Raw genomic sequence first — 26,185 nt, 5'->3', positions numbered from 1 at the left:
CTATCCTTTATGCGTAGGAAGTTGTGCACAGGTTTCTTTGCAAAGATAAGGCTGCACACTGTGGAAGGCAAGACCGTCAGAGAGATGGACGCCCAGGCGCTGAAGGCGTTCACGCATCCGGTCCGGATGCGGCTGTACGAACTGCTCGAGGAGTACGGCGCGGCGACCGCCACCATGCTGGCCGGCCGTATCGAGGAGAACACCGGCGTGACCAGCTACCACCTGCGGCAGCTGGCCCGGCACGGGCTCGTCGTCGAGGTGCCGGAGAAGGCCAGGGGCAAGGAACGGTGGTGGCGCGCGGCCGGCTTCACCAGCGACACCGACAGGTTCCGCAAGGACCCCGACACGGCCGAGGCCGCCGAGGTGCTCATGGCCGGTCTGGTACGCCAGCGGCACGCCGAGCTGGCCCGCTGGGTCGAGGAGTCGAGGACCGCGTCCCGCGAGTGGATCGAGTCGGCCACGCACACCCGGCGCCACCTGCGACTGAGCCGGGAGCACCTGGCCGAGCTGGGCAGGCGGGTGCAGGAGCTGCTCGACTCCTACGACGACGACGGTGACGACGGCGAGCGCGTCATCGTCCACTTCGACGCCTTCCCGCTGGGCCTGTCCGGCGATCAGGCGGACGGCTGACCGGCAGCCGCGCCGGCGCCCGACGCGAGCCGGCCGGCCGGTCGGTTCCCTTCTCGGCGAATCCGGCGGGCGGTCAGGCGGACGGCTGGCCGGTTCCCGCCTCGGCGGATGCGGGTGGTCAGGCGGACGGCTGGCCGGTTCCCGCCTCGGCGGACGCGGGCGGGCGGCGCCATCGTTCGGTGAACAGCCTCCCGGTCGGGGCCGGCCCGGGCAGCGGCTCGCCGTGCACGGCGCGCAGGCCGTCCACGGCGATGGCGACCAGGCGGGCGCGGGCGGCGGCGGCCTCGGCGAGCATGTCGCCGCGCCCCTGCTTGCGCAGCTGGTCGAGCAGGGGAGAGCTGCCCAGCTGCTCGATCAGCAAGGAGACGTCGACGGCGGTCACGCCGGGCCGCAGCGCCCCCGCCTCGCCGGCCCTGGTGACGAGCGCGTCGAGCAGCTCGTCACCCCTGTCGTTCTTGACCCGCATCTCCTGCGTGCCCTCGACCGTGCCGGCGACCGGGCTCAGCGTGCCCTGGCCGAACTCCACGCAGGCGGTGATGAAGCCGGCCAGCCCCTCCCACGGGTCGTCGGCCGCCAGCCCCTGCTCCGCGGCCGCGATCCACTGGTCGAGGGAGAGCACCAGCAGCCGCTGGAAGAGCTCCTCCTTGGTGCGGTAGCGCCGGTAGAGGCTGCCGATCCCGACACCCGCGCGGGCGGCGATCGCGGCCACGGAGGCGTGCGCGCCGTCGGCGGCCAGCACCTCCCTCGCCGCCTGGAGCAGCGCCCGGTCGTTACGCTCGGCCTCCGCCTGCCGCCTGCCGCGAGGTCTGCTGTCGGTCATGACGCACAGCCTACGACGGCTCGCGGAGCCCTTCACTCCGGCCGGACTCAGGCCGGACTCGGGCCGCGCTCCGGCCGGTGCTCGTGCCGCGCTCGTGCCGCGCTCCGGCCGCGCTCCGGCCGCGTTCGTGCCGGACTTGGGCCGCGCTCGGGCCGCGGCCGGACCTCGCGAGCGGGTCAGAGCCCCACCGGACCCGCCGGCAGGGCGTCGGCCAGGTAACCGTCCAGGTCGGGGACCTCGGGCGCCAGCATGTGGCGGACGAAGGCGCTGCGCTCGTGCTCCAGCGGCGGCAGCTCCCACACGCAGCCGATCCACGGCCGCTCCAGCGTCATGAAGTTCGTCGGATCCTCGTCGGGGCAGCCGACGGCCGGCTGCCCCGCGCACGCGGTGTGGATCTCGAGCACGTTGTCCCACACCCACGTGTAGACCAGCACGTAGGCGCCGCTGTCGCCGCCCCGGTGCAGCACGATCCAGCCCGCGGGCGAGTCGTCGGCGGACGGGGGGACCAGCCGCGGAACGTACGCGTAGGCCGCCTTCTCCACCTCGGGCTCGATCTCGTGCCCCTCGCGGTCGACGTGATACCGCTTGTACGGCCTGCCGCCCAACGTGACGGGCGGCAGGGAACGCAGGTTCTTCTCCAGGAAAGCCATGACCCGGACGATAAGGATCACCCACTGACATCTATTGTCAGTGGATGCGCGCCTCCCGCCTGCTTTCGGTCCTCCTCCTGCTCCAGACGCGCGGCAGGATGACCGCGCAGCAGCTGGCCGACGAACTCGGCGTCAGCGTCCGCACCGTCTACCGCGACGTCGAGGCGCTGCACGCCTCCGGCGTCCCCCTGTACGGCGAGGCCGGCCACGAGGGCGGCTACCGGCTCGTCGACGGCTACCGCACCAGGCTGACCGGCCTGACCGAGAAGGAGGCCCAGGCGCTCTTCCTGGCCGGGCTGCCAGGGCCGGCCGCCCAGCTCGGGCTCGGCGCCCTGGCCGCGGCGGCCGAGCTCAAGATCGAGGCGGCGCTCCCTCCCGACCTGCGCGAGGGGTCGCGGTGCGTGCGCGAGCACTTCCACCTCGACGCGCCCGGCTGGTACCACGACGGCGACCAGGTGCCGCACCTGCCCGCCCTGGCCGGCGCCGTGTGGAACAAGCTCGTCATCGACGTCCGCTACCGGCGCTGGCGGGAGCCGTACGAGGTGGAACGGACGCTGGAGCCGTACGGGCTGGTTCTGAAGGCCGGCAAGTGGTACCTCGTCGCGCGCAGCGGCGACAGCCTGCGCACCTACCGCGTCAACCAGATCCTCGACCTGCGGGTGACCGAGCGCGCCTTCGACCGGCCCGAGGGGTTCGACCTGGCCGCCCACTGGCGCGCGCACCTCAAGGACTTCCGGGCCCGTCTCGTCCAGGGCCACGCCGTCGTACGGCTGTCGCCCGCCGGCGTCGAGCGGGCCGGCGAGGTGATGAGCTCGGCCGTGATCGAGGCGATCTCCAGCGGCGTGACGGGCGCGGACGGCTGGGTCACCGCGACCGTCCCGATCGAGTCGCTGACCCACGCGCAGACCGAGTTCCTCAAGCTCGGCGCGGAGGCGGAGGTGCTGGAGCCCCCGGCCCTCAGGGACAAGCTGGTCGCGACGGCCCGCGCCATGGCCGCCCTGTACGCGACCTGACGGCGGGTCCCGCTACGGCGTCCCGGCGGCGGCGAGCGTCTCCCGGATGACGTGGCGGGCGTTGGCGGAGATGACCGGGTTCGTCGCGCGGTAGTAGGGGAGCTGGATGACGGCCATGGACAGCGCCCAGCCGCGACCGCGCGCCCAGGTGGCGTCGTCGACGTCCAGGGCGTCCCTGAACACGCTCCTCGCCGGGGACGGCAGCAGGTTCCACGCGGGGATCAGGTCGCAGGCGGGGTCGCCGACCCCGACGGCGGCGAAGTCGAGCACCGCGGCGAGCCTGCCCCGGGCGACCAGCAGGTTGCTGGGCATGAGGTCGGAGTGCACCCAGCGGGGCGCGCCGGTCCACACCGGCGCGGCCAGCGCCTCGTTCCACACCGCGATGGCCGCGTCGGCGTCGAACGGCTCGTCGATGCGGCGCAGTTCCTCGATCGCGGCGCGTGTGCCCGCGTCGGCGGTCGCCAGCGGGACACCTCGGTAGGCGGTCGGCCCGCCGTCCAGGTCGGCCTTGTGCAGCGCCTGGACGAACCCGGCGAGGTCACGGGCCAGGACCTCGGCCTCGGCCTCGCCGACCTGGCCCTCGACCGGATTCTCGCCGTCGATCCACCGGTGCACCGCCCACGGCAGCGGGAAACCCTCGGCGGGCCGGCCCGTCCCCGCCACGGCGGGAATCGGAACGGGCAGGACCGGCGCGAGCTCGGGCAGCCACCGCGCTTCCCGCTCCAGGGACCTGACGCCGCCCGGCGTCAGGGGCAGGCGGACGGTGAACCCGGTGCCCAGGCGGTAGACCGCGTTGACGGTCCCGCCGGAGGCCAGCCGCTCGACCGGCAGGTGCGCCCACTGCGGGAACTGCTCCCGGACCAGCCGCCGGACCAGGTCGGCGTCGGTGTGGAGTTCGTCGGCGTGCATCGTGGCCATCCGAGCAGAAGACCGCCCGGCGACGCCACGCGTCAACAGCTTTTCCCGGGCGACACCCGTCGGTCAGCGGGTAGGTTGCGGCCGAGGGCCCACCACCGAGGCCCCGCACGGCACCGCCGCCCTGTCCGGTGAGACGCCCGGCTCCCGAGGGGAAGAGCCGATGACATCCGAGGCCGACCACACCGCCACCGTGCCGGCTGTCCGCGACGCTGCCGTGCGGGCCGCGCGCCGCCTGTGGCCCGCGTTCTCCCCGGGCGAGCTGCTGCACGTCACCGGCAAGTCGGTGCTCCTGGCCGGCACCTGCGGGAGGCAGCCGGTCGTCGCCAAGCTGTTGCTCGACCGGGCGCCGTTCTGGCGGGCGATGTTCACCCGCGAGGTCCACGTCTACCGGGCGTTCACCACGTCGCCGCCGCCGGTCCGGGCGCCGCGCCTGGTGGCGGCCGACGCGGAGACGGGGGTGCTCATCACCGAGCGGCTGTCCGGCCGTCCGCTGCACGCCGACCGGTATCCGCGCGGGCCGCTTGCCGTCGGCGACCTTTCCGCCGTCCTGGACGCCGTCGACGCGCTCACCCGGTGGGGCCCGCCGGCGCCTCTCCGGGGGGAGGGCCGGGACGCTGCCGATCGGCTGGACCGCTACCACCACGACGGGCTCCTCGACGCCGCCGTCCACCGGGCCCTGGCGGCTCTGCTTGCGGAAGCCGGTCCCGAACGCCGCTTCGCCCACGGTGACGTCCTGCCCGCCAACATCTGGCTCACTGGGGACCCCGGCGCCCCGGTTTCGTTTCTCGACTGGGAGTTCGCCGGTCTCTTCCTGCCCGGCCGCGACCTGGCATTGCTGTGGGTGCTGCTGCGGAACGTGCCCGGGGCCCGCGACCTTGTCGTCGGCCGGGTGGGAGCCGACCCGGTCGCGAGGGCGGCGTTCACTGTCAACCGGGGGATGTTGCTCGCCCGCGAACGGCGTATCCACCGCGAGGCCGCGCCCGGCGCGTGGCGCGACACCCGCCTGGCCGCCCTGGAAGCCGACTGGGACGCCTTCCGCGCGACCGTCCTGTATGAGCCGACCGTCCTCCGCGAGGCGCGGCGGGCATCCCGGCCGGCCCGCGGTCCCAAGGGCTCAGGCGGCGGCCTGCCGTAGCCGGCCATGCCGCACGTCGGCGCCTGTGCTCAGGACGCGAGGCCCGTGGCCGCCGGTTCCTCCCGGGAGAATGCCGGCGGCGGGGGGATCACGGCTTGCGGTAGGCGAGGAGCTGGCGGCGCTGGGTGATGGTACCCACCCAGTGGGACACGTCCAGCAGGGCCGCCAGCACGATCCAGAACCACTCCCAGCCCCGCAGCCCGATGCCGGGCGTGTACAGGATGACGTACATCAAGGTAGCGAACGGCAGGAAGATGAGCCCGAGCAGCGGCCAGATCCAGGTGTGGAACGCCGCGTCGACCAGCAGGGGACGCGCCACCCAGACGATGAAGAGCCCCAGCCGCGGGAAGAGTCCCGCGAACACCGCGAACAGACACCCCATGCCGCCACCTCGCCGACCGCGGATATTCACCCCGAAAGGGTTCTAGAGAGGAAATCCCCGGTCCCGTGCTCTCGCGCTCCCAGCGCCTCGTCAAGATTGCGTCAGACATCCTTGACGAGCGCGGTCCGCATCACCGGGTGGCCGGCCCGGCGCTTCTCTCAGGGCAGGCTCGTCCAGAGGCCCTCCAGCCAGTCAAGGGCCGGATCGGAAAGCCAGTTCACGACGAAGCCGAGGACGAATGCCAGAACCAGGAAAACCGCTTGCTGAGCGAGTCCGGATCGATTCTGGCCCACGAACTGCCGCTGCAGCGCTTTCTCCAGCGCCTTCACCTGTTCGGGAGTGAGAGCGGCCAGGCGTTCCTTCTCCTCCACCTGAGCGCTGAGAGCGTCAAGGGCGGCGAGCCGTTCCTGGAGGTAGAGTTCCAGCTCGTTGGAGACCGCCTTGGCTTCCGTGACCACCGTGGTGAGCACCTCGATGCGGTTCGTGAGAACGTCCTTCCGGCGAAGGATCAGCTCTTCGCGACGCCTGCGGGCGCGTACCATCCGCTGCACCGCGGTGACGACGGCGAAGATGACGAGCGGGACGCCCAGCAAGACGGAGAAGAAGTACAGAAGGAAGATCGACCACTCCCCGTCGAGCCCGTAGAGCAACATCGCCATCACGAAGGCCGCCGCGCACCAGGCGCCAAGGACGGCGATCGCGATGGCGCAGCCGCCGCTCGTGTCCACCTGTCGCGTCCCGTTCTCGGAATCAGGCGCGTCCGGTGAAGACGTCGCGGCGGGCGCCTTGGGGGGCGTCTTGGGAGGCTCGGTGCCGGGTTCCGGTTGGTCGGGAGATGCCGTCACGTAGGTAGAGTGCCGGTTCGCCAACCACACGATCAACCCTGATCCACAGATCCACGATCCTCGGCGGCGGTCGATTCCAGCGAGGCGCGGCCGCGCCGGCACAGGACCTGACGTCGTTCTCGGCAGGCTATCGTGGCGGTCATGGTCGTCCCCCCGTCGTTGGAGCCCGCCGTCTTCCACGCGGCACTGCGCGATCAGTTCGAGGCGTTCCTCGACGAGCACCGGTCCGCGCTGAACGACAGCTTGACCGGGTTGACCGAGGAGCAGGCGCGCCGGTCGCTGGTCACGTCCAAGACCACGTTGCTGGGCCTGGTCAAGCACGCCACGTTCGTCGAGAAGGTCTGGTTCGACGAGGCGATCACATGCCGGTCCCGCACCGAGATCGGCATTCCCGACTCGCCTGACGAGTCGTTCGACATCGACGACGGCGACACGATCGCCTCCGTCCAGCGGGCCTACCAGCAGGCCTGCGCGGCGTCGCGTCGGGCCACGGCGGAGCTGACGCTGGACGACCTCCTCCGCGGCAACCGCCGGGGCCCGCTGCCGCTGCGTTGGGTCTACCTCCACATGCTGCGTGAACTGGCCCAGCACTGCGGCCACGCGGACATCCTCCGTGAGCAAGTCCTCGGCGGCACCACACATCGCGGGTAGCCGGGGAGCACCTCAGTCCGGCCTCGGTTGCGCCGACAGCGGCCATCATCATCAGGACGGCCCGGGCAGGGGAGGCGCCGGCGACGACCGGCGTGAAGGCGAGGAGCGGATCGTGTGAGTCGAGGAGGGGCCGAAGCCCTTTCCGACCATCCAGCTCTTGCCGGCGGGCAGGCGGTCCGCCCAGATACCTCCGCGATGGTAGTGCGCCGTCGTCCGCCTCGACTCGGTTCAAGGCCGAGCACGGTCGTGCATGCCGTCAAGGTGATGCGGCGGTGGTGCCGAGCTCGACGCAGCACGCGCCCGGCCGGGGGACCAGGGCGGCCGTGATCGTGGTGGCGCCGAGCCCGTCGCAGTAGGCGGCCAGGAAGGCGTGGTTGATGCCGCAGACCAGGTCGGGGTCCTTGGCCGCCAGCGGGTGGAAGGGGCAGTTGTTCAGCTGGATCCGGGTCGGCGTCACGCGGACGGGTTCGAAGCCGTGGCCTTCCAGCATGTGCCCGACGTAGGTGAGGGCGCGTTCGGCGCCGAGACGGCCCGGCTTGAGCCGTTCGCGTTCGGCGTGGCCGAGGGCGTGGCCGCGGTGGCTCGCCACGCGCACGGCGGCCTGCGGCCCGCTCTCTTCCGGCCGTTGCGTCCGGACCGCGTCCATCAGGATCTCGGCGAGCAGGCCGTGCTCGCGCTGCGGGATGCTGATCCGCACCTCGAGGTCGGTGGGCCGGTAGACCTTGGGCGCCCGCCCCACCCGGCGCACCGCGTCGGGCTTGCCGTACTCCGCGGACAGCAACCCCACGTCGACCAGCTTGTCCAGGTGGAAGGCGGCGAGCTTGCGGGAGATGCCGGCGTTCTGCGCGGCCTCGTCCCGGGTGACCGGGACCGGTGATTGCCGGATGAACTCGTACATGCGGCGCCTCAGCTCGTCGCCGAGCGCCGCTACGGCCTGCACCGCGTCCCGCGTCACCCGAACACAATAACACCCATCCTGATGGTCGAAACCGCGAAGTGCTTGACCGTCGCGGAAATAAGACTAAGACTTGTTGGTGAAATTGGAGGTGGTGCCAATGTCCGATCAGCTGCATCAGGCCAAGCGTCCCGTCACGATGCTGGCCGGTCCGTACGGGCATCCGCTGCACCCGATCCTGGTCACCGTGCCGATCGGCGCCTGGGTGACCAGCCTCGTCTTCGACCTGGCCTCGCACGTCGTCGGCGACCCCGGCTTCCTCGCTCGCGGATCGCTGTGGCTGATCGCGATCGGGGTGATCGGCGCCCTGGCGGCGGCCATGTTCGGCTTCCTGGACTTCCTCGCCATTCCCCCCGGGACCGCCGCCTTCCGCACGGCCCGCGTCCATCTGGTGCTGAACCTCGCCGTCACCGCCGCGTACGGCGTGGCCTGGGCCTGGCGGTCCGGCGACCACGCGGGGCCGGTCCCCGTCGGGCAGATCGCGCTGTCGGTGGTCTGCCTGGCCGTCCTGTCGGTGTCGGGCTACCTGGGCGGGATGCTGGCCTACCGCTACGGCGTCCGGGTCGCCGACGAGACCACCCAAGCAGAAGGCTTCCGTTCCTGACCTCAGGGAGGCAGATCATGGCCGTCGCCGCACTCGTCACCTGGTTGCTCACCGCACTGGGCGGCTTCTTCATGCTCGGCGTGTGGATCTCCCACGGCGGGCTCCGCCGCAAGGAGGCGGCATCCAGCCGCTTCCCGACGCCGGTGATCTTCGGTCACATGCTGCTCGCCGCGACCGGGCTGATCTTCTGGATCCTCTACCTGGCGCTCGACAGCGGGGCCCTGGCATGGATCGCGCTGATCGTGCTGCTCCCGGTCGCGCTGCTGGGCTTCGTCATGCTCGCCCGCTGGATCCCGGTGTACCGCGCCCGCGCCGCCGCCACGGCGGCGCCGCCCGAGCGGGCCATCCCGGTCCCCGTCGTGGCCGGGCACGGCCTGCTCGCCGTCGTCACCCTCGTCCTGGTCCTGGTCACCGCGGTGACCGGGGGCTGACAGGCGGTCTGGCGTCAGGCCCGCGGCGGGTGGGCCGGTGCTCCTCCACGATCATCCCTGCCGCCGGTTTCTGCACCTGACTCCTCGAAGGCCGGGCCGGATCCGCGGTGGCCGCCGTGCCAACCACCGAACGTGTCCTCCCGCGCGCTCAACGACGATGCTTCTCGCGGCGTCGGTGCTCTTGCACAGAGGCTCGGACTGCTTCGTTCCCACTGTCGATCGCCCGGCGGTACCAGGTGCGGGCCTCCTTCACCCGCCCCTGCTCATACTCCAACTTGCCCAGGTCGAACATCGCCCACGGCGCATAGTCGGCGTGGCCGGTGTCGGCCGCCCGGTGGTACCAGGTGCGGGCTTCCTCCACCCGTCCCTGCTCATCTTCCAGGGTGCCCAGGTTGAGCATCGCCCTCGGCGCGATGTGGGCGTGGCCGCTGTCGGCCGCCCGGTGGTACCAGGTGCGGGCCTCCTCCACCCGTCCCTGCTCATCTTCCAGGGTGCCCAGGTTGAGCATCGCCCACGGCGCGATGTGGGCGTCGCCGGTGTCGGCCGCCCGGCGGTACCAGGTGCGGGCCTCCTCCACCCGCCCGTCTTCGTTCTCCTCGAACTCGCCCAGGTTGAGCATCGCCACAGGCGCGATGTCGGCGTGGCCGGTGTCGATCGCCCGGTGGTACCAGGTGCGGGCCTCCTCCACCCGCCCGTGCTCATCTTCCAGGGTGCCCAGGTTGAGCATCGCCCACGGCGCGATGTCGGTGTGGACGCTGTCGATCGCCCGGCGGTACCAGACGCGGGCCTCTTCCGTTCGCCCGTCTTCGTTCTCCTCCAACTCGCCCAGGTCGAACATCGCTCTCGGCGCATGGTCGGCATGGCCGCTGTCGATCGCTCGGCGGTACCAGACGCGGGCCTCGTCCACCCGTCCCTGGTCATGTTCCAGCTCGCCCAGGTTGAGCATCGCCGCAGGTGCGATGTCGGCGTGGCCGGTGTCGATCGCCCGGCGGTACCAGGTGCGAGCCGCCGCCACCCGGCCCCGCTCAGATTTCAAGACGCCGAGATCGAACATCGCTGAAGGCGCAAGGTCGGTGTGGCCACTGTTGACCGCTCGCTGGAGTCGGCGGCGGGCCGCCGCGGCGATGCTGGCGATGCGGTGAATGGTGTCCATGGAAGTGCCTTCGAGATGCAGTCGTAGGTGGCGTTCGGCGATGAGGCGATGCTGTGCGCGTACCTCGTGCCCTTTTCAGCCTTTTGCGGTGATATATCCCTTTATCTTGCCGGATGATAGTGAAAGTCCCTTGCGGGACGCTTTCAGTACGCTTATCGGTTTTTACCGGCTGGGTAGGGATGGAAGGACGTCGAGCCTCCCGGTGTGAGGATCTTTTTCCAGGGAAGAAGGCATCGCCGGTGTCGTCGACCAGATCGAACGTTCACATCCACCGAACATCTCAGTCGTCGTGGGCGATGAGCATGAGCTGCCGCCACAGCAGCACCACGAACACCGCGGAACCGGCGAAGGCGAACCAGAAGGGCGCCGCGACACCGAGGCGGGTGGCCAGGACACCGCCGATCAACGAGCCGACCACGAGCCCGGCGTAGACGCAGACGGTGTTGACGCTGCCCACTCGGCCCTGCAGTTCAGGTGGGACCGCGCGCTGGCGGACGGTGACCGAGGTCGTGCCCCATATGAACGCGTGCGCGCCGAAGGCCAGGAAGATGCCCCCGGCGACCCACGGCGAATGGGTCAGGGCCAAGCCCAGGTGAGTGAACGTTTCGATGATGAGCCCGATGCGCATCAGGGCGCCGAGGCTCACCCTGCGGGTGATGGCCCCGTAGAGGCCGGTGCCGATCAAGCCGCCGATCCCGCCGATGGTGGTCATCAGACCGAAGCCCAGGGCGCCGAGTCCGAGCTGCTCCTGGGTGTAGAGGACGAGAACCGACCAGGCCGCGCCGAACGTGAAGTTGAAGATCAGGATTGTGAGCGCCAGCGTGCGGACCGCCGCGTGGCGGATCGTCCAGCTGAATCCGGCGATCAGTTCCCGCGCGGTGTCAGGCACGAGATCGTCGGCCTGCCGGCCGTGTGGTGGCAACCTGATCCGGGAGACCAGGACGATCCCCGCCACCGCCAGGAGCAGCTGGCCCGCGAACGGCCAGGTCAAGCCCAGGCCGAACAGTGCCGCGCCGATCGGCGGCCCGGCGAGCTGATTGAGCGTGATGAACCCCGTGCCCAGGCGGGCGTTGGCGATGACGAGATCGTCCTTGCTGACCATCATGGGAGTCAGCGTGGCCGTCGCGTTGTCGGCGAACACCTCGGCGATGGACCGGAGCGTGAGCGCCACCAGCGCCGTCGCCACGGTCACGGTGCCAGTCACCATGAGCGTGACGAGCGCCGCCAGCACCACGGCCCGCACCGCGTTCGCGACGAGCACGATCCTGCGCCGGTTGTACCGATCCGACAGCACGCCCGCGTACAGGCTGAACAGCAGCGGCGGCGCCCAGCCCACCAGGGCCGACAGCGAAATCATCAGCGGGTCGCGCGTCAACGTCGCGATCAGCAGGGGGCCCGCCGCGGCCGCGACCCCATCGCCGAGATTTGTCAGCCAGCTCGAGGCCAGCAACCATCGGAATCCGGTCCCCAGCCGGGCAGGCAGGACTCGCTCCACCACTGTGATCACGAGCGCAAAACCATACGTTTCGAGAGCATCAACGGCAACGCGTTTTCGCGTCTACGCACGGTGTGGCGAGTGGTCGTAGACGACAGTCTGCCCAGCTCACGCTGCGACAGGCCGGTCTGATGGCGCAGGTGGCGTCTGGACGGCGGTTGCCACGCGTGATCGAGGGCAACCGGGTCCTGACGCGTGAAGCCGCGCCTGCTGCTCGGGCCGGGCGAAGATCCGGGCAGCGAGCCCGTGCTGCCGCGGGCCGCGTACGGGGACCACGCCCGGCCCGATCCCCCTTGCCGCCACCGCCGGAGTCCAGGCGGTGTGCGCGCATGCCGTAACCCTGCCTAGGAGATCTTGACGTAGCCGGTGGCTTCGGCGATCCGGCCGTCCCGGAGCCACATGAGGTTGACGCCTCTGGTCACTGTTCCGTCGGCCGACCTGGCGCGCCAGCGGATGGTCGCCCGCTCGCCGTCGCCGGTGACGTCCTCGACGGTCCAGGTGGTGCCGTGGTCGGCGGCCAGCGCCGACCAGAATCCCAGCGCCTCGCCTGGACCGGAATAGGTGGCGCCGTCGACGTTCTCCAGGACGCAGTCCTCCGCCACCACGTCGGCCAGCCCGGACGCGTCGTGCGTCTGGAAGGCCGCGTTGAACCGATCGATCACTTCGCTCATGGAAGCGATCCTGCCGAGGTGGCCTGCCGCCGGGCAATTCCCCGCGGGGAATCGTGGCCTGGAAAACGGCGGCACCCCGGGCCCGTGCGGGGACCCGGGGCGCCGGTACGCGGTGCGCGTGGGTGCGCGCGCTGGTCAGGGGAGCAGGAATCCCCTAACTCACCGCGTGTGCGGAAATATCAGCCCATGTGGGGGTAGCGGTGGTCGGTCGGCGGCACGAACGTCTCCTTGATCGTGCGGGCGTTCACCCACCGGATCAGGTTGAAGATCGAGCCCGCCTTGTCGTTCGTGCCCGAGGCCCGCGCCCCGCCGAACGGCTGCTGCCCGACGACCGCGCCCGTCGGCTTGTCGTTGATGTAGTAGTTGCCCGCGGCGAACCGCAGCCGCTCCGACGCCGACGCGATCGCGTAGCGGTCCTGCGCGATGAGCGACCCCGTCAGCGCGTACGGCGAGGCGGCCTCCATCTGGTCGAGCACCGTGTCGAAGGACGAGTCGTCGTAGACGTGCACGCCGAGGATCGGCCCGAAGTACTCCTTGACGAAGATCTCGTCCGTCGGGTCGTCCGACACCAGGATCGAGGGCTTGACGAAGTAGCCCACGCTGTCGTCGTAGGAGCCGGTGAGCACGTCGATGGAGCCGGTCGCCCTGGCCCGGTCCAGCGCCGCCTTGTGCTTGGCGAAGGCCCTGTCGTCGATGACCGCGCCCATGAACGTGGACAGGTCGGCCGCCACGTCACCCACGGTCAGCGACTCGGCGGTGGCCACCAGGTCGTCCTTGATCCGCGACCAGATGGAGCGCGGGACGTAGGCGCGCGAGGCCGCCGAGCACTTCTGGCCCTGGTACTCGAAGGCGCCCCTGATGAGGGCGGTCGACAGCACGCCCGGGTCGGCCGACGGGTGCGCGAGCACGAAGTCCTTGCCGCCCGTCTCGCCCACCAGGCGCGGGTAGCCGCGGTAGCGGGCGATGTTCGCGCCGACCGTGCCCCACAGGTGCTGGAAGGTCGCGGTGGAGCCGGTGAAGTGGATGCCGGCCAGCTCGGGGTGGGCCAGGGCGACCTCGGAGACCGCCTGGCCGTTGCCGGTGACCATGTTGATGACGCCCGGCGGCAGGCCGGCCGCCTCGAGCAGCCGCATCGTGTGGTGCGCGGCGAACTGCTGGGTGGGCGACGGCTTCCACACCACGACGTTGCCCATGAGCGCGGCCGAGGTCGGCAGGTTGCCGGCGATGGCCGTGAAGTTGAACGGCGTGATCGCCAGGATGAAGCCCTCCAGCGGGCGGTACTCCATGCGGTTCCACACCCCGGCCGAGGAGGTCGGCTGCTCGGTGTAGAGCTGGCGGGCGTAGGCGACGTTGAAGCGCAGGAAGTCGATCAGCTCGCAGGCCGCGTCGATCTCGGCCTGCTGCACCGACTTGGACTGGCCGAGCATCGTGGCCGCGTTCAGCGTGGCGCGCCACGGCCCGGCGAGCAGGTCGGCGGCCTTGAGGAAGATGGCGGCCCGCTCGTCGAACGACAGCGCCCGCCAGGCGGGAGCCGCGGCCAGCGCCGCGTCGACGGCGTCCTGCACGTCCTGAGCCGTAGCGTCGTTGGTACGGCCCAGGACGGCGGTCTTGTTGTGCGGCTGCACGACGTCGAGGGCCGCGCCGCCACCCATCCGCTGCGCACCGCCGATGGTCATGGTCAGGTCGATCGAGGACCCGGCCAGTTCCTTGATGCGGTTCTCCAGCGTGGTGCGCTCGGCGCTGCCGGGCGCGTAGCCGTACACCGGCTCGTTGGCCGGCGTCGGGACGTTGCTGATCGCATCCATGATCACTTACCCCCAAGGGCACGAAGGAAGAAGGCGACGTTGGCGGGACGCTCGGCCAGGCGGCGCATGAAGTAGCCGTACCAGTCGTCGCCGTAGGGGACGTAGACGCGGACCGTGTGGCCGGCGCCCGCGAGGGACTCCTGCTTGTCGGTCCTGATGCCGTAGAGCATCTGGTACTCGTAGTCGCCGACGGCGCGGGAGAACCTGTCGGCGAGCAGTTCGGTGATGGCGATGAGCCGGTCGTCGTGCGTGGCCACCATGGGGTAACCCTTCCCCGCCATGAGGATCCGCAGGCATCGCACGTAGGCCTTGTCGACCTCGGCCTTGCTCTGGTGGGCGACCGAGGCGGGCTCGCGGTAGGCGCCCTTGACCAGGCGCACCCTGCTGCCCTCGACGGCCAGGTCGCGGCAGTCGGCCTCGCTGCGGAACAGGTAGGCCTGGACGGCGACGCCGGTGGAGGGGAAGTCCTCGCGCAGCGCGCGCAGGATGCCCAGCGTGGAGTCGACCGTGGTGTGGTCCTCCATGTCGAGGGTGACCGTGGAGCCGTTGGCGGCGGCGGCCGCGCAGATCTCGCGGGCGTGGTCGAGCGCCATGGAGTCGCTCAGCTCCTGGCCGACGGCCGACAGCTTCACCGACACCTCGGCGCGCGTGCCGAGGCCCAGCGGGCGCAGCGCCTCCAGCAGCGTGAGGTAGGCCTTCGCGGTCGCGGCGGCGGCGCCCGCGTCGCGGGTCTCCTCGCCCAGGTGGTCGATGGTGACGGTCAGCCCGCCGTCCACCAGGCGCTGCACGGCGGAGCTCGCCTCGGCGACGCTCTCGCCGGCGACGAACCGGTCGACGACCTTCCTGGTCGGCGGCAGCCCTGACACGGTGCGGCGCACGAGCGCGCTGCGCGACCCGGCGAGAAGTACGTGACCCAGCATGTTTCCAGGCTAAAACCCCTGCTCACGAGGGGCCCATTGACGTCCGTAACGCGGGTTGTGGCAGGCTGTCATACAAATGCACAACACCGATGACCTACAGGAGACCGTCGACGAGATCGCCCGCGTTCTCGGGGTCTCCGCGACGCTGGAGGACCGCTCCTTCCGGCTGCTGGCGTACGGCGCGCAGCACGGCGACATCGACACCGTCCGCCAGGAGTCCATCCTGCGCAGACGCGCCAGCCGCGAGGTCCGTGACTACTTCGAGCGCTTCGGCATCGCCAGGGCGGAGGGCCCCGTCCGCATCCCCGCCGACCGGGAGCTCGGCGTCCTGGCCAGGGTGTGCGTCCCGCTCCGGCACACGTCGGTGACCTACGGCTACCTGTGGCTGCTCGGCACGCTCGGCGATGCCGAGCTGGCCCGCATCAGGCCGCTCACGTCCAGGGCGGCCGCCATGCTCGCCCAGGAGGCCCGCAGCCGCCACGACCTGGGCAGGGAGCTGGCCGCGCTGCTGTCGTCGGACCCCGAGGAGCGGGCCGGAGCCGCTCTCGACCTGGCCGGTCCCGTGACCGCGATCGCCGTCAGGGAGTCGCAGGAGCGGGTGGCCGCCCTCTGGACGCTGCCGCGCGGCGTGCTGGCACGCGCGGGCCAGCCGGTCGCCGTGCTCGCCCCCGCGCACCTGGCGGGCGAGATCGCGGGCAACCTCCAGACCGCGTACGGCACCGCCGCCGGCATGGGCGCGCCGCGGGCCGATCCGGCCGACGCCTGGCAGAGCTTCCGCGAGGCCAGGCACGCCCTGCGGATCGCCGAGCACTTCCCGCGCTTCCATCCCGTCGCCTGCTGGCCCGATCTCGGCGTGCACCGGCTGCTGGCCCGGCTCGGCGGCGCCGACCTGCGCGAGCTGGCCGCCGAGACCGCGCCGCTGGACACCGAGCTGGCCCACACCGTCGAGACCTACCTCGATCTCGGCGGGCACGCCCAGAAGGCGGCGGCGGAGCTGGGCATCCACCGCCAGACCCTCTACTACCGCCTGGGCAAGGCCGAACGCCTGACCGGGCTCGACCTGTCGGACGGCGACGACCGGCTGGCCGTCCACCTGGGGCTGAAGGCGGTCAGGCTGCTCCGGTGAACCGGTAGACCTTCACCCAGTCGACGTACATCGACACGGTGTCGGGGGTGGCGGCGTTCCTGCACGGCGACCACTCGTTGCACACGACGTCGTTCTGCAGGGCCAGTCCCATCTTCCTGCCCTCGGGCACGTGCGGGCCGCGGTAGTCCCACACCTTCCGGCCGTCGAGCCAGAACGTCAGCCGTCCCGGCAGCCAGTCGACGGCCACCGTGTGCCACTGGGTGAAGTCGGCGCGCAGCTGCTTCTGCGCCCGCTCGCGGCCCGCGTGGACGAAGATGCCGCCGCCGCGCCGCTGCGGGTCGACGATCTCGGCGAAGTCGATCTCGGCGTAGTCGCCGTCGCTCTGACTGTCGGGCCACAGCAGCGCGACCGGGGTGTAGCCGGCGCCGGCCTCGGCCTTGAACCTGACCTCCCACCTGCCGTACTCCTGGGACGAGCGCGTGGCCAGCCCGCCCGACAGGTCCTTGCCGCCGTAGAAGCCGCCCTTCAGCCGGAGCACGCCGCCGGAGACGGACGTGGCCTTGCCGGTGCGGGGGTTGGTCTCGGCGCCGGGGGAGTGGTAGACCATCCACCTGCCGGTGTCCAGGGAGTCGAAGCCTTCGGTGAAGACCTGCTCGAACGGCGGCCGCTCGGTCGCGGTGGTGGCGGCGGGCGTCGCCAGGAGCGCCGCCGCCACGAGATAACCAGGAATCGACATGAGTCTCAGGAAAGCACAGATTGCGCTTTGGTAACGGCGCTTTCGACCCTCTCGCGGTGTTCCGCGGTTTTGTGGCCGTCGTCCTGACCGTGCCGCGCCCCTCGCCGACGGCCGGCCGCAGCCCGAGGAGCGGCGGGCGGGACGCGGGGTGGCTCACAGCGATTCGTACACCCGGAGCAGCTCCTGGCTGACGCGCTCCCACGAGTAGCGCGACCGCGCCCGGTCGGCGCCGGCGTAGCCGAGCGCCGTGCGCCTGGTCGGGTCGGCGAGCAGCTCGCGGATGAGCCTGGCGGTCTGGGCGGGCCGGTCCGGCGGCACCAGCAGGCCCGTGACGCCGTCGACCACGGCGTCCAGGTGCGCGCCCACGGCAGAGGCGATGACGGGGACGCCGCAGGCCATGGCCTCCAGCGCGACCGTCCCCTCGGGCGCCTCGCGCGGCAGCGACATGACCAGGTCGGCGCTGCGCATGAGCTTGGGCACCGACGTCTTCGGCACCCGGCCGAGCACGTTCACCCGCTCGGCCACGCCGGCCTGCCGGGCCAGCATGCGCAGCCGCCTGGCCTCGCGGTCCTCCTCCAGCCCCTCGGCCGGCGGCCCGCCGGCCAGGACCAGCTCGGCGTCGGGGACGGCGGCCAGCGCCCGCACCACGGTGTGCGCGCCCCGGTCGGGGGAGAGGGGACCGACGTGCAGCAACCGCCTGCGGGTGCCGCGGGCCGCCGCGCTGCCCTGGCGGCGGAACCTGTCCACGTCCACCCCGCAGGGCACGACCGCGATGTGGTCGCGGGGGACGCCCATCCTGATGAGCTCGGACTCCTCGTCGCCGCAGCCGGCGATGACCGCGTCGGCACGCCGGCCGAGCACACGCTCCAGCCTGAGATGCGCCGGCGGTACGGCGACGCCCAGGTCGTGGTGGAAGGTCTGCGTGACCGGCACGCCCAGCCCGCTGGCCCCGGCCACCGCCACCAGCCCCCCGGTCCACGAGTGGGCGTGGATCACGTCGGGCCGTTCCTCGAGCCAGCGGCGCATCAGGTACGCGCCCACGTCCGACAGGAACGGCACCACGTCGTCGGCGGGCAGATCCTGGGCCGGGCCCGCGGGTATGGACTCGACGGTGACGCCATGGCACACCTTCGTCCTGAGCTTCGCCTGGCCGTCACTGCGGCGGGAGAAGATCGTCACCCTGTGTTCGCGGCCCAGCTCGCGGGCCACCGCGAGGATATGAGTGCGCCGCTGGTCGGAAGCGACGATGGCGATATGCATGACACACCTCGGGCAGGTGACAGCTGCGGGGTGTGCCTGCGTCTTAGGCACTCACTTCCTTCTAGGCTTACCCCGGTGCCCGGGAAAAGTAAACCTGCTCGGGGGGCCCAAACCGGGCGGCGGTCACGCCACGCGGAGCGCGAGCACCACGATCTCGTCCCACACCCGCCCGCCGGAGAAGGCGTGCCTGTCCTGCTCGATGGACTTCACCACGGTCGAGGGCGGCTGCTGCACGCTGCGGGCCAGCACGTCGGCCAGCCGCTCCTCCCCGTACGGCTCGCCGTGCTCGCCGCGTGAGGAGACCAGGCCCTCGGAGTAGAAGACCAGCGTCTGGCCCGCCGTCAGGGTGATCTCCTCCACCGCCGTCTCGGCCTCGGCCGCGATGCCGAGCGGCACGCCGCCGCCGGAGACGAAGCGCACCCCGCCGTCCGGCTGCACCAGCGCGGCCGGATGGTGCCCGGCGGAGCTGACGGTGATCGTCCTGCCCTTCACGTAGCCGGCCGCGGCCATGACGAACATGCCGGAGCGCTGCGCGACCAGCGCCTCGTTGACCTTGCGCACCGCGATGTCGGGATCGCTCTCCCACACGCTCAGCACGCGCAGCCCGCCGCGCACCATCGCGCTGACCGAGGCCGCCTCCTCACCGGAGCCGACCGCGCCGCCCAGCGAGAACCCCCATCCGTCCTTGACGGGGAACACGTCGTAGAACTCCGCTCCCACCGAGGCGCCCTGGTGGTAGATCGCCGCCGCCTCGAAGCCCGGGATCTGCGGCAGGTTGCGCGGCACCACGCTGGCCGTCAGCGCGTCGGCGGCCTGCGAGCGGTCGCGGAAGCGCTCCCTGGCCGCCATCGCCATGCCCAGGTGCGCGCCCAGCTCCTGCACCAGCCCCAGGTCGGCCAGCGTGTACGGCTGGCGGTCGTGCGAGCGCACCAGTGTGAGCACCCCGCGGACCGCCCCCTCCACGCCGATCGGCACGCACAGCATGGAGCCGGCCCCCATCGTGGTCAGCAGCGGCCCGTCGGCGGACGAGCCGAGCAGCGACTCGTCCTCGACCATCTCGTGCACCACGCCGGTGCCCTGGTCGAGCACCTGCGCCACGAGCGGGCCGGCGGCCGGGTCGGCCCGCTCGACCAGCCGTACCAGCTCGGCCACCGGCTGGTCCTTCGGCCCCAGCACCACCGACCTGCTCAGCAGGTCGTCGCGCAGGACGTCGCCGATCACCCAGTCGGCCCACTCCTCGGCCAGCAGCCGCGCCGCCCGTGACAGGGCCACGGGCAGCCGCAGGCTCTCCTCGTCGAGCAGCAGCGACGTCATCCGCGCCAGCAGCTCCTGCCGCTTGGCGGCCGTCATCAGCAGCGCCGCGTCGGACAGCTCGGGACGGGGCGTGCCGGGCTCGGACACCTGCACCTGCGTCGGCAGCGCCACTGCCGCCACCATCTGCTGCGGCTCACCCGGCATCGTCAGTTTGGTCAGCACCAGCTGCGCGATGTGGGTGCGGCCCTGGTGGGCCAGCCTGGTCTCGAACGCGGCCGACTGCCCGGTCTGCAGCACCGCCGTCAGATGGGACCGGAAGGCCGCCCGCCGCGGCACGTCCACCAGCAGCGGGAACGACCTGCCGATCAGGAACCCGTCGGGGCTGCCGAGCAGCGCGGCCGTCTCGGCGTTGATCCGCCTGATCACGCCGCCGCCGTCCAGCACGATCACCGGCACGGGGAACACCCTGAACACCTGGCGCAGCAGTTTCAGCTCCCGCTGGGAGGCGCCCTTGCCCGCCTTGTTCCTGGCGGCGCCGGACAGCTCCGCCTTGGCCGCGGCCAGCAGCTCGGTGGCGGTGTCGAGTTCGGCCAGCGCGGCGTCGAGCGTCTGCGCCAGCTCCCCCGGGTAGGCGGACCGGGCCGCGCGCAGCGACGAGACGCGCCCCCCGAGCTCATCGAGGGCGTGTTCGAGGGCGGCCAGGCCGATGGGTTCGGTCACCTGTTTAATCTAGGCTCATCGGGAAGGGATTCGCCATGGCGAGAATGATCACCTCCGTGCTGGCGCGCGACCTGGCTGCGCTGGGCCGGGTCGGCGACGACACCTCGAGTGAGAGCGTACTTCGCGGGCTGACCACGACCCTGGCCCGGGGGGTGCCCGGCTGCTCGGGAGGGTCGGCCGAGCTGTGGCGCGACGACCGGGTGCTGGTGTCGGGGTCCCACAGCGAGCTCATCATGCTGGTCGAGGGCGAACGGCGGATCGGCGAGGGGCCCTCCATCGAGGCGCGGGGCACGCGGCGCCGCGTGGTGGTCGCCGACGTGCTGCGCGACCGCCGCTGGGCGCGCTACGCGGGCCTGGCCACCCGGTGGGGCGTCCGTTCGGCGTTGGTGCTGCCGATCGAGATCCAGCCCGTGCTCCTGGTGGTGGGCCTGTACTCGGTACGGCCGGGCGCCTTCACCGCGCAGGCCGCCGCGCCGCTGTCGGAGATGCTGTCCGAGCAGGTCGGGGTGGCGATGGCGAACATGTGGGAGTTCGACGAGATGCGCACCGACGCCGCCCAGCTGCAGGAGGCCATGGCCGGGCGGTCCGTCATCGACCAGGCCAAGGGCATCATCATGAAGACCAGCGGGTGCGGCGCCGAGGCGGCCTTCGAGGAGTTGCGGAGGGTCTCCCAGCACCACCAGGTCAAGGTCGCCGACCTGGCCCGGCTGCTGGTGGAGGAGCACCAGCGCAAGGCCCGCTGAGAGGCGCCGGTCCTGGAGCGGTGAGAGCACCTGCCGGCCCGGCGCGAGGCCGGCCGGGAGGTGCCGGTCAGCTCAGCGCGGCGAGCGCTTCGTCGAGCGTCTCGTACAGCGGCAGCCGCTGCGCCAGCCCGGTGATCCACATCACCTTCGACGGCGAGTAGCGCACGCCCACCAGCGCGAACCTGCCACCCGCCGACGTGCACCCCTGCCAGTGGTGCACGATCAGGCCGAGCGCGCGCGAGTCCATGAAGGTGACCCCCGCAAGGTCGAGGATGAGATCGTGGCCGTGGACGGCCACCACCTCGGCCAGATGGTCGGCGAACTGCTCCCTCGTCGTGGCGTCGAGCACGCCCTCCACGGCCACCACGGGCAGTCCGCCGGCGATCGACGACGTCAGACTCAGGGCGGCCTTCGGCCACTCACCGTTCTCCGACACCGTCACCCGAAGCCTCCTCCGTCGTCCCCTGTCTGGCAGGGCAACCCTACTGTCACCGCCCAGGGGTTGAATACTCCATCCCAAAGGGGGAAAACTGAAGTCGAAGTCCAGCAGAGGGCTTCCGAGCGACCTCTCGTGAGGCGCGCCTCTGCCTGGGCTTTTTCGCTGTGCGGGGGCGGGCTGCGACCATATGAGGAGCAGACGCCAATGGCTGTTCAGGAACGCGTCCTCGACGACATGACCGCGGAGGAACTCCTGGCCGAGATGGTCAGGGACGGCACCCCTGACTCGCTGCGCGAAAGGGTGCGAGAGCGCGTCGTCGAGATGCACCGGCCGCTCGCGATGGAGATCGCCAGACGCTACCGCTACCGGGGCGAGCCGATGGAGGACCTTCTGCAGGCCGCCTACGTGGGCCTCATGAAGGCCATCAACGGCTTCGACGCGGGCCTCGGCCACGCCTTCAGGGGCTACGCCGTCGTCACGATGACCGGTGAGGTCAAGCGGCACTTCCGCGACCGCACCTGGGCGATCAGGGTGCCCCGGCTCTACCAGGAGCGCCGCTCCGAGCTCAACAGGCTGGTCTCCGACCTCAGCCAGGATCTCGGCCGCGCTCCCACGGTGGCCGAACTGGCCGCCAAGATGAACATCTCGGAAGAGGACGTCCTGCTCACCCTCGACGCCTCCGCCGCCTACAGCACGCTCTCGCTGGACGCCCCGCTGGGCGCCGACGACGACGCCGCCTCCCTGGGGGACGTGATCCCGGAGGACGACGACACTCTCAACACCCTGGTCGACCAGCAGGCCGTCAAGCCTCTCATCGACGCCCTGCCCTCCAGGGAGAAGAACATCCTGCTGCTGCGCTTCTTCGGCAACATGACGCAGGCCGAGATCGCGGCGGAGTTCGGAATCTCGCAGATGCACGTCTCGCGCATTCTGCGCAAGGTCCTCGACCAGCTCAGGGCAGAACTGATCGCGGAGCGCTAGATGGGGGCTTCCCATGGACGGGGAACAAAGGAACGCCCTGCTCAGAGAAGTGATCTTCCGGCTGTCCGACCTGCCGGAGGTCCGGGGTTTCGCCGCGGACCAGGCGCGTGCGTCGGGCCTGTCCGAGACGGAGGTCACCGACCTCCTCGTCGCCGTGAACGAGGTGACCACCAACGCGGTCACCCACGGCGCCCGGGACAAGGCCCGCCTGCGCATCTGGCGGGAGGACGACCAGGTCGTCGTGGAGGTGCACGACGACGGCCGGTGGAAGCTCGAGGGCGAACCGGGCGCCACACCGCCCGCGCCCGACGCGACCAGAGGCATGGGCCTGTGGGTGGCCCGACGGCTCGCCGGCAGCGTCGACATCCGCACCGGCGAGGAAGGCAGCACGGTTACGATGCGCTTCGGGGGTAGAGGAGCGCGATGACTCCTCGCATCGTTATCCTTGGCGGCGGCTCGGTGGGGATGTTCACCGCGCTGCGGCTCCAGCGCCGGCTTCGCGCGGGCGAGGCGCACATCACCCTCATCGACGTCGACTCCTACATGACCTACCAGCCGTTCCTTCCCGAGGCGGCGGCGGGCAACCTGGAGGCCAGGCACGTCGTCGTCTCGCTGCGCCGGGTGCTGCCACGTTGCACGATTCTCAACGGCGTCATCGAGGACATCGACACCGGCAGGCGCGAGGTGAGCTTCCGGCCGCACCGGGGTCAGGCGCGAAGCGTCGGCTACGACCTGCTCGTCGTGTGCCCCGGCTCGATCTCCCGCACCCTGCCCGTCCCCGGGCTGGCCGAGTCCGGCATCGGGTTCAAGACCGTGGAGGAGGCCATCCACCTGCGCAACCACGTCCTCGGCCAGCTCGACCTGGCCGCCTCCACCGACGACGAGGCGATCAGGCGTGAGGCGCTGACCTTCGTGTTCGTCGGCGCCGGTTTCGCCGGCGTCGAGGCGCTGGCCGAGCTGGAGGACATGGCCCACGACGCGTGCCGCTACTACCCGGGCGTCGAGCCGTCCGACCTGAAGTGGTACCTCATCGAGGCGACCGACCGGATCCTGCCCGAGGTGGGGCCCGAGATGGGCGCCTGGACCCTGGAGCAGCTGCGCGCCCGCGGCATCGACGTGCGGCTGAAGACCAGCCTCGAGTCGGCCGTGGACGGGCGGATCGTGCTCGACGACGGCTCGGTGTTCGACGCGGCCACGCTGGTGTGGACGGCAGGCGTCAAACCCAACCCGGTCGTCGCGCACGGCGACCTGCCCCTCGACGGCAAGGGCAGGGTGCGGGCCACGCCGTTCCTCAACGTCGAGGGCCACGACGAGGTCTTCGCCGCGGGTGACTGCGCCGCCGTACCCGACCTGACCAAGCCGGGCCAGTACACCGCGCCCAACGCCCAGCACGCCGTACGGCAGGCCAGGGTGCTGGCCGACAACCTGCTGGCCACGATCAGGGGGACGGCGCGCAGGCCGTACCGGCACGCCTACGCGGGCTCGGTCGCCAGCCTCGGCCTGCACAAGGGCGTCGCGCAGATCTACGGCGTGAAGTTGCGCGGGCCGCTGGCGTGGTTCGTGCACCGGACCTACCACCTGTCGCGGATGCCCACCATGAACAGGAAGGCGCGGGTGCTCATGGACTGGACGCTCGCGCTGTTCTTCCGCAGGGACATCACGGCGCTGGCCGCGCTGAGCGATCCCCGCCGGGAGTTCGAGTACGCCGCCATGACCGAACGGACCGTCTCCCACGCCCGCTGAGCACGTGCCAGGCCGGGCACGCACGAGGGACGCCCTCCCGCAGGGCGCCCCTCGTGATCTCAGGGTGGATCGTGGTGGCGCTAGCGCCTGGTACGGCGCCAGCCGCCGCGGTAGCCGCTGATGCCGGCCGTCCCGACGCCCGCCTGGTGCAGGGCGAGCAGGCACAGGCCGAGCAGGACGAAGGCCATTCCGCTGATGCCGGCGATCCTCGTGTTCAGCAGGTCGAGTAAGAACCCGAGCCCGAACACGATCGCCGCGACGATGGCGAGCATGTCATGTCACCTTTCCGCCGGGGTGAGAGTGAGCAACTGGTCGACCATCAACCGGTATTCACGCAGGGCCTGGCGCAGCACCTCGGTGTCGCCCCCGCCGGCGTTCTTGCACCGGTCGCGCAGCTGGGCCGCACGGGAGGTCAGGGTCGCCAGCAGCTCCTCCACCAGCGCGTCGGCCCGGTCGACCGACTCGCGGGGATCGTCGACGAAGTAGGCCTGGACCTCACGCCAGCGGATGCGCACCTGCTCAGGGTCCTGGTCGAGCAGGAACCCGCCCGGCTCGGCGGCCTCGCGGCGGATGTCCTGGCCCGCGGCGGATCCCGGCCCGGCGGGCCCGGCCGTGGCCGGTTGCGTCCGCTCCGGCTCGGCCGTTCCCGCGCCCTGCCCGGCGGCCTCCGGCCGGGCGGTCTCGCCGCGGTGGCCGGCGAGGACGTCGTCCGGCGCCTGCGTCTCGTAGGGGTCGTGGTAGCGGGTGTCCTCCTGCTGACGGCCGGCGTCGGCGTCCATCATCGGCTGGTGCCGCTCCTCGTGGCCGCCCTCCCACGCCTGGCCGGCGCGCGCCTGGTCCTCCTGGGCCAGGTCGTCGCGCGTGCGGCCCTGCCACTGCCGCTCGGCGTTCTGGTCACGCGATTCTGCGGCGGTGGCCTGGAAGTCGCGGTCGGTGGCGTCGTCGGTGGCGTCGGGATCGTTCCTGGCCTGGTCGGCGCGCGGTGGGGGCACCTGCAGCGCGTCCTCGGCGGGTCTGTGCTCGGTCATATCGTTCACCGTCCTCTGGGTTCCTGACGGGGGAAGTGAGGGGCGTCGTCGTGCAGCAGGTCCTGGAACAGCGCGCGGTAGTGCACCATGGCCTGGCGGAGTTCCTCGGTCGAGGCCTCCTTCCTGGCCGCGCGGCCGCTGATCTCGTGGGCCTTGCGATAGTGGTCCAGCGTCGTGGCGTGCGCGACCGACAGCGTCGAGACCTTGTCGTCGTAGTCGCCCGTGGGGTAGCCGCGGTCACCCATCACCGAGGTGACCAGCTGGTCCGCCTCGGTCACCGCGAACCCTGGCGCGTCGACGAAGCGCTCCTGCACCTCGCCCCACCGCACGGCGTAGACCTGCCGGCTGCCCTCGTCGAGCGGCCTGATGTCGAGCTCGGAGAAGCGCTGCTCCCGCGCCATCAGTTCCTGCTCCGCCTCGCGCGTGCTGTCGTGCTCGGCGACCGCGCGCTCGTATTCCGGCCCGAACCTGTCGCGCAGGCCGGCCCGGCGTCTTTGCTGAAGGATGACGTAGCCGACCGCGGCGATGGCGATGACCACCACCACGATGACGGCCACCCAGATCAGAGTTGAGGTGGTCATCAGACGCCTCCGGAGTCTGTCGGGATGTGCCGTGATCGGCCTTCCGACTGCCCCGGAGGCGCGTGCCGAAACGCCTCCGTCAGCCGCCCTCGACGGCCTTCACGGCGCGGCCCAGCACCTCGGCGACGTGCGAGCCGGACGGGGCCGCCGGGACCTCCGTGAACCCCTCCACCGGGTCATAGGCCACGTCGAGACCCTGGTCCACCAGCCGCCGCGCCCACCGCAGGGCGGTGTTGAGCCGCTCGGGCGCCACCGGCCTGCCCTGCGCCGCCGCCGACAGGTTCCGCAGGTTGGTGGCGGGCCCCGACTGGGCGTGGGTACGGCTGAGCGTCCACGGCAGCGCCCCGCCGTGGTCGAGCTGCGCCTTGGCCAGACCCGCGGCCCGCTTGGCCTGCAGCACGCCCGACTCGCTCACCCCGAAGTGGGCCGCCAGCTCCCGCACGCTCATGCCCTCGCTGACCAGCCGCGCCAGCTCCGCCCTGTCGATCGTCGGCCTGCGCCCCACCACGTCCTCCAAGCTCGCCGTGGCGTCCAG

The 26,185-nt window shown here is 71.4% G+C and carries 30 protein-coding genes; 11 read left to right on the top strand and 19 right to left on the bottom strand.

From position 1 onward, the window contains the following. Positions 1-60: 60 nt before the first annotated feature. Positions 61-630: a helix-turn-helix domain-containing protein gene (locus ACWENQ_RS20075; protein ID WP_452415589.1), complete on the top strand. Its 570-nt coding sequence runs from the start codon at positions 61-63 to the stop codon at positions 628-630. Positions 631-748: 118 nt separating this feature from the next. Here the strand turns inward: ACWENQ_RS20075 and ACWENQ_RS20070 are convergent, their stop codons facing one another. Then, entirely contained in the window at positions 749-1,450 is a 702-nt protein-coding gene (locus tag ACWENQ_RS20070; protein WP_452415587.1) for a TetR/AcrR family transcriptional regulator, read from the bottom strand. Between the two features lie 176 nt (positions 1,451-1,626). After that, positions 1,627-2,100, bottom strand: a complete 474-nt coding sequence (locus ACWENQ_RS20065) for a hypothetical protein (RefSeq protein ID WP_449920709.1) — start codon at positions 2,098-2,100, stop codon at positions 1,627-1,629. Between the two features lie 44 nt (positions 2,101-2,144). Here ACWENQ_RS20065 and ACWENQ_RS20060 point away from each other — a divergent pair, with 44 nt between their 5' ends. Next, complete coding sequence (locus tag ACWENQ_RS20060; protein WP_452415585.1) at positions 2,145-3,113, top strand: helix-turn-helix transcriptional regulator; 969 nt, start codon at positions 2,145-2,147, stop codon at positions 3,111-3,113. A 12-nt stretch (positions 3,114-3,125) separates the two neighbouring features. Here ACWENQ_RS20060 and ACWENQ_RS20055 read toward each other — a convergent pair whose 3' ends face one another. Continuing rightward, positions 3,126-4,031: an aminoglycoside phosphotransferase family protein gene (locus ACWENQ_RS20055; protein ID WP_452415583.1), complete on the bottom strand. Its 906-nt coding sequence runs from the start codon at positions 4,029-4,031 to the stop codon at positions 3,126-3,128. A gap of 160 nt (positions 4,032-4,191) precedes the next feature. Here ACWENQ_RS20055 and ACWENQ_RS20050 point away from each other — a divergent pair, with 160 nt between their 5' ends. After that, a complete protein-coding gene (locus ACWENQ_RS20050) occupies positions 4,192-5,166 on the top strand; it encodes a hypothetical protein (protein ID WP_452415581.1) in 975 nt (324 codons plus the stop codon). A gap of 88 nt (positions 5,167-5,254) precedes the next feature. Here ACWENQ_RS20050 and ACWENQ_RS20045 read toward each other — a convergent pair whose 3' ends face one another. Both ACWENQ_RS20045 and ACWENQ_RS20040 read right to left on the bottom strand, forming a co-directional pair. Then, a complete protein-coding gene (locus tag ACWENQ_RS20045; RefSeq protein WP_449920702.1) occupies positions 5,255-5,548 on the bottom strand; it encodes a hypothetical protein in 294 nt (97 codons plus the stop codon). Between the two features lie 158 nt (positions 5,549-5,706). Further along, positions 5,707-6,393: a hypothetical protein gene (locus ACWENQ_RS20040; RefSeq protein ID WP_452415580.1), complete on the bottom strand. Its 687-nt coding sequence runs from the start codon at positions 6,391-6,393 to the stop codon at positions 5,707-5,709. 141 nt (positions 6,394-6,534) lie between these two features. On the opposite strand from ACWENQ_RS20040, the gene ACWENQ_RS20035 reads away from it, so the two are divergent. Then, positions 6,535-7,044, top strand: a complete 510-nt coding sequence (locus tag ACWENQ_RS20035) for a DinB family protein (protein WP_452415578.1) — start codon at positions 6,535-6,537, stop codon at positions 7,042-7,044. 256 nt (positions 7,045-7,300) lie between these two features. Here the strand turns inward: ACWENQ_RS20035 and ACWENQ_RS20030 are convergent, their stop codons facing one another. Then, complete coding sequence (locus tag ACWENQ_RS20030; protein WP_449920694.1) at positions 7,301-7,999, bottom strand: helix-turn-helix transcriptional regulator; 699 nt, start codon at positions 7,997-7,999, stop codon at positions 7,301-7,303. 100 nt (positions 8,000-8,099) lie between these two features. Here ACWENQ_RS20030 and ACWENQ_RS20025 point away from each other — a divergent pair, with 100 nt between their 5' ends. Then, positions 8,100-8,603 carry a DUF2231 domain-containing protein gene (locus ACWENQ_RS20025; RefSeq protein ID WP_452415576.1) on the top strand — a complete coding sequence of 168 codons (504 nt, stop codon included), beginning with the start codon at positions 8,100-8,102 and terminating at the stop codon, positions 8,601-8,603. 17 nt (positions 8,604-8,620) lie between these two features. Continuing rightward, positions 8,621-9,034, top strand: a complete 414-nt coding sequence (locus ACWENQ_RS20020) for a hypothetical protein (RefSeq protein ID WP_452415574.1) — start codon at positions 8,621-8,623, stop codon at positions 9,032-9,034. A gap of 148 nt (positions 9,035-9,182) precedes the next feature. On the opposite strand, the gene ACWENQ_RS20015 is transcribed toward ACWENQ_RS20020, so the two are convergent. The 5 genes from ACWENQ_RS20015 to ACWENQ_RS19995 all read right to left on the bottom strand — a co-directional run bounded on the left by ACWENQ_RS20015 (position 9,183) and on the right by ACWENQ_RS19995 (position 15,078). After that, positions 9,183-10,187, bottom strand: a complete 1,005-nt coding sequence (locus tag ACWENQ_RS20015) for a tetratricopeptide repeat protein (protein ID WP_452415572.1) — start codon at positions 10,185-10,187, stop codon at positions 9,183-9,185. Between the two features lie 280 nt (positions 10,188-10,467). Next, positions 10,468-11,694, bottom strand: coding sequence for an MFS transporter (locus ACWENQ_RS20010; protein ID WP_452415570.1), 1,227 nt, complete (start codon positions 11,692-11,694; stop codon positions 10,468-10,470). Positions 11,695-12,026: 332 nt separating this feature from the next. Then, a complete protein-coding gene (locus ACWENQ_RS20005; protein WP_452415569.1) occupies positions 12,027-12,353 on the bottom strand; it encodes a nuclear transport factor 2 family protein in 327 nt (108 codons plus the stop codon). 179 nt (positions 12,354-12,532) lie between these two features. Beyond that, entirely contained in the window at positions 12,533-14,158 is a 1,626-nt protein-coding gene (gene pruA / locus ACWENQ_RS20000) for an L-glutamate gamma-semialdehyde dehydrogenase (protein WP_449920680.1), read from the bottom strand. A gap of 2 nt (positions 14,159-14,160) precedes the next feature. Further along, positions 14,161-15,078 carry a proline dehydrogenase family protein gene (locus tag ACWENQ_RS19995; protein ID WP_354910757.1) on the bottom strand — a complete coding sequence of 306 codons (918 nt, stop codon included), beginning with the start codon at positions 15,076-15,078 and terminating at the stop codon, positions 14,161-14,163. Between the two features lie 76 nt (positions 15,079-15,154). Between ACWENQ_RS19995 and ACWENQ_RS19990 the strand changes: the two genes are divergently transcribed. Further along, a complete protein-coding gene (locus ACWENQ_RS19990; RefSeq protein WP_449920677.1) occupies positions 15,155-16,204 on the top strand; it encodes a PucR family transcriptional regulator in 1,050 nt (349 codons plus the stop codon). On the opposite strand, the gene ACWENQ_RS19985 is transcribed toward ACWENQ_RS19990, so the two are convergent. The 3 genes from ACWENQ_RS19985 to ACWENQ_RS19975 form a co-directional block, all read right to left on the bottom strand. Then, positions 16,188-16,901: a glycoside hydrolase family 16 protein gene (locus ACWENQ_RS19985; protein WP_354910762.1), complete on the bottom strand. Its 714-nt coding sequence runs from the start codon at positions 16,899-16,901 to the stop codon at positions 16,188-16,190. The genes ACWENQ_RS19990 and ACWENQ_RS19985 overlap by 17 nt on opposite strands. 153 nt (positions 16,902-17,054) lie before the next feature. Beyond that, positions 17,055-18,161, bottom strand: a complete 1,107-nt coding sequence (locus ACWENQ_RS19980; RefSeq protein ID WP_449920674.1) for a glycosyltransferase — start codon at positions 18,159-18,161, stop codon at positions 17,055-17,057. Between the two features lie 123 nt (positions 18,162-18,284). After that, entirely contained in the window at positions 18,285-20,135 is a 1,851-nt protein-coding gene (locus tag ACWENQ_RS19975; protein ID WP_449920672.1) for a SpoIIE family protein phosphatase, read from the bottom strand. Positions 20,136-20,170: 35 nt separating this feature from the next. Between ACWENQ_RS19975 and ACWENQ_RS19970 the strand changes: the two genes are divergently transcribed. Then, complete coding sequence (locus ACWENQ_RS19970; protein ID WP_354910770.1) at positions 20,171-20,878, top strand: GAF and ANTAR domain-containing protein; 708 nt, start codon at positions 20,171-20,173, stop codon at positions 20,876-20,878. Positions 20,879-20,945: 67 nt separating this feature from the next. Here the strand turns inward: ACWENQ_RS19970 and ACWENQ_RS19965 are convergent, their stop codons facing one another. After that, positions 20,946-21,320 carry an STAS domain-containing protein gene (locus ACWENQ_RS19965; RefSeq protein ID WP_354910772.1) on the bottom strand — a complete coding sequence of 125 codons (375 nt, stop codon included), beginning with the start codon at positions 21,318-21,320 and terminating at the stop codon, positions 20,946-20,948. A 201-nt stretch (positions 21,321-21,521) separates the two neighbouring features. On the opposite strand from ACWENQ_RS19965, the gene ACWENQ_RS19960 reads away from it, so the two are divergent. Genes ACWENQ_RS19960 through ACWENQ_RS19950 form a run of 3 tightly spaced genes read left to right on the top strand, consistent with a single transcriptional unit; the run spans position 21,522 to position 24,041 of the window. Further along, positions 21,522-22,298, top strand: a complete 777-nt coding sequence (locus ACWENQ_RS19960) for a SigB/SigF/SigG family RNA polymerase sigma factor (RefSeq protein ID WP_449920670.1) — start codon at positions 21,522-21,524, stop codon at positions 22,296-22,298. 13 nt (positions 22,299-22,311) lie between these two features. After that, positions 22,312-22,725 (top strand): ATP-binding protein, encoded by a 414-nt coding sequence (locus ACWENQ_RS19955; RefSeq protein ID WP_449920668.1) that lies wholly within the window; start codon positions 22,312-22,314, stop codon positions 22,723-22,725. Beyond that, positions 22,722-24,041 (top strand): NAD(P)/FAD-dependent oxidoreductase, encoded by a 1,320-nt coding sequence (locus ACWENQ_RS19950; protein ID WP_449920665.1) that lies wholly within the window; start codon positions 22,722-22,724, stop codon positions 24,039-24,041. The genes ACWENQ_RS19955 and ACWENQ_RS19950 overlap by 4 nt, the downstream gene beginning before the upstream one ends. Before the next feature lie 80 nt (positions 24,042-24,121). Here ACWENQ_RS19950 and ACWENQ_RS19945 read toward each other — a convergent pair whose 3' ends face one another. The 4 genes from ACWENQ_RS19945 to ACWENQ_RS19930 form a co-directional block, all read right to left on the bottom strand. Beyond that, positions 24,122-24,313, bottom strand: coding sequence for a hypothetical protein (locus ACWENQ_RS19945; protein ID WP_452415568.1), 192 nt, complete (start codon positions 24,311-24,313; stop codon positions 24,122-24,124). 6 nt (positions 24,314-24,319) lie between these two features. Then, entirely contained in the window at positions 24,320-25,069 is a 750-nt protein-coding gene (locus tag ACWENQ_RS19940; RefSeq protein WP_449920662.1) for a hypothetical protein, read from the bottom strand. Positions 25,070-25,074: 5 nt separating this feature from the next. After that, a complete protein-coding gene (locus tag ACWENQ_RS19935; RefSeq protein WP_449920659.1) occupies positions 25,075-25,650 on the bottom strand; it encodes a hypothetical protein in 576 nt (191 codons plus the stop codon). 79 nt (positions 25,651-25,729) lie between these two features. Then, entirely contained in the window at positions 25,730-26,155 is a 426-nt protein-coding gene (locus ACWENQ_RS19930) for a hypothetical protein (RefSeq protein ID WP_452415566.1), read from the bottom strand. Positions 26,156-26,185: the final 30 nt, after the last annotated feature.

Source organism: Nonomuraea sp. NPDC004354 (assembly GCF_053602555.1).
This window is presented reverse-complemented; position numbering and strand designations above follow the sequence as displayed.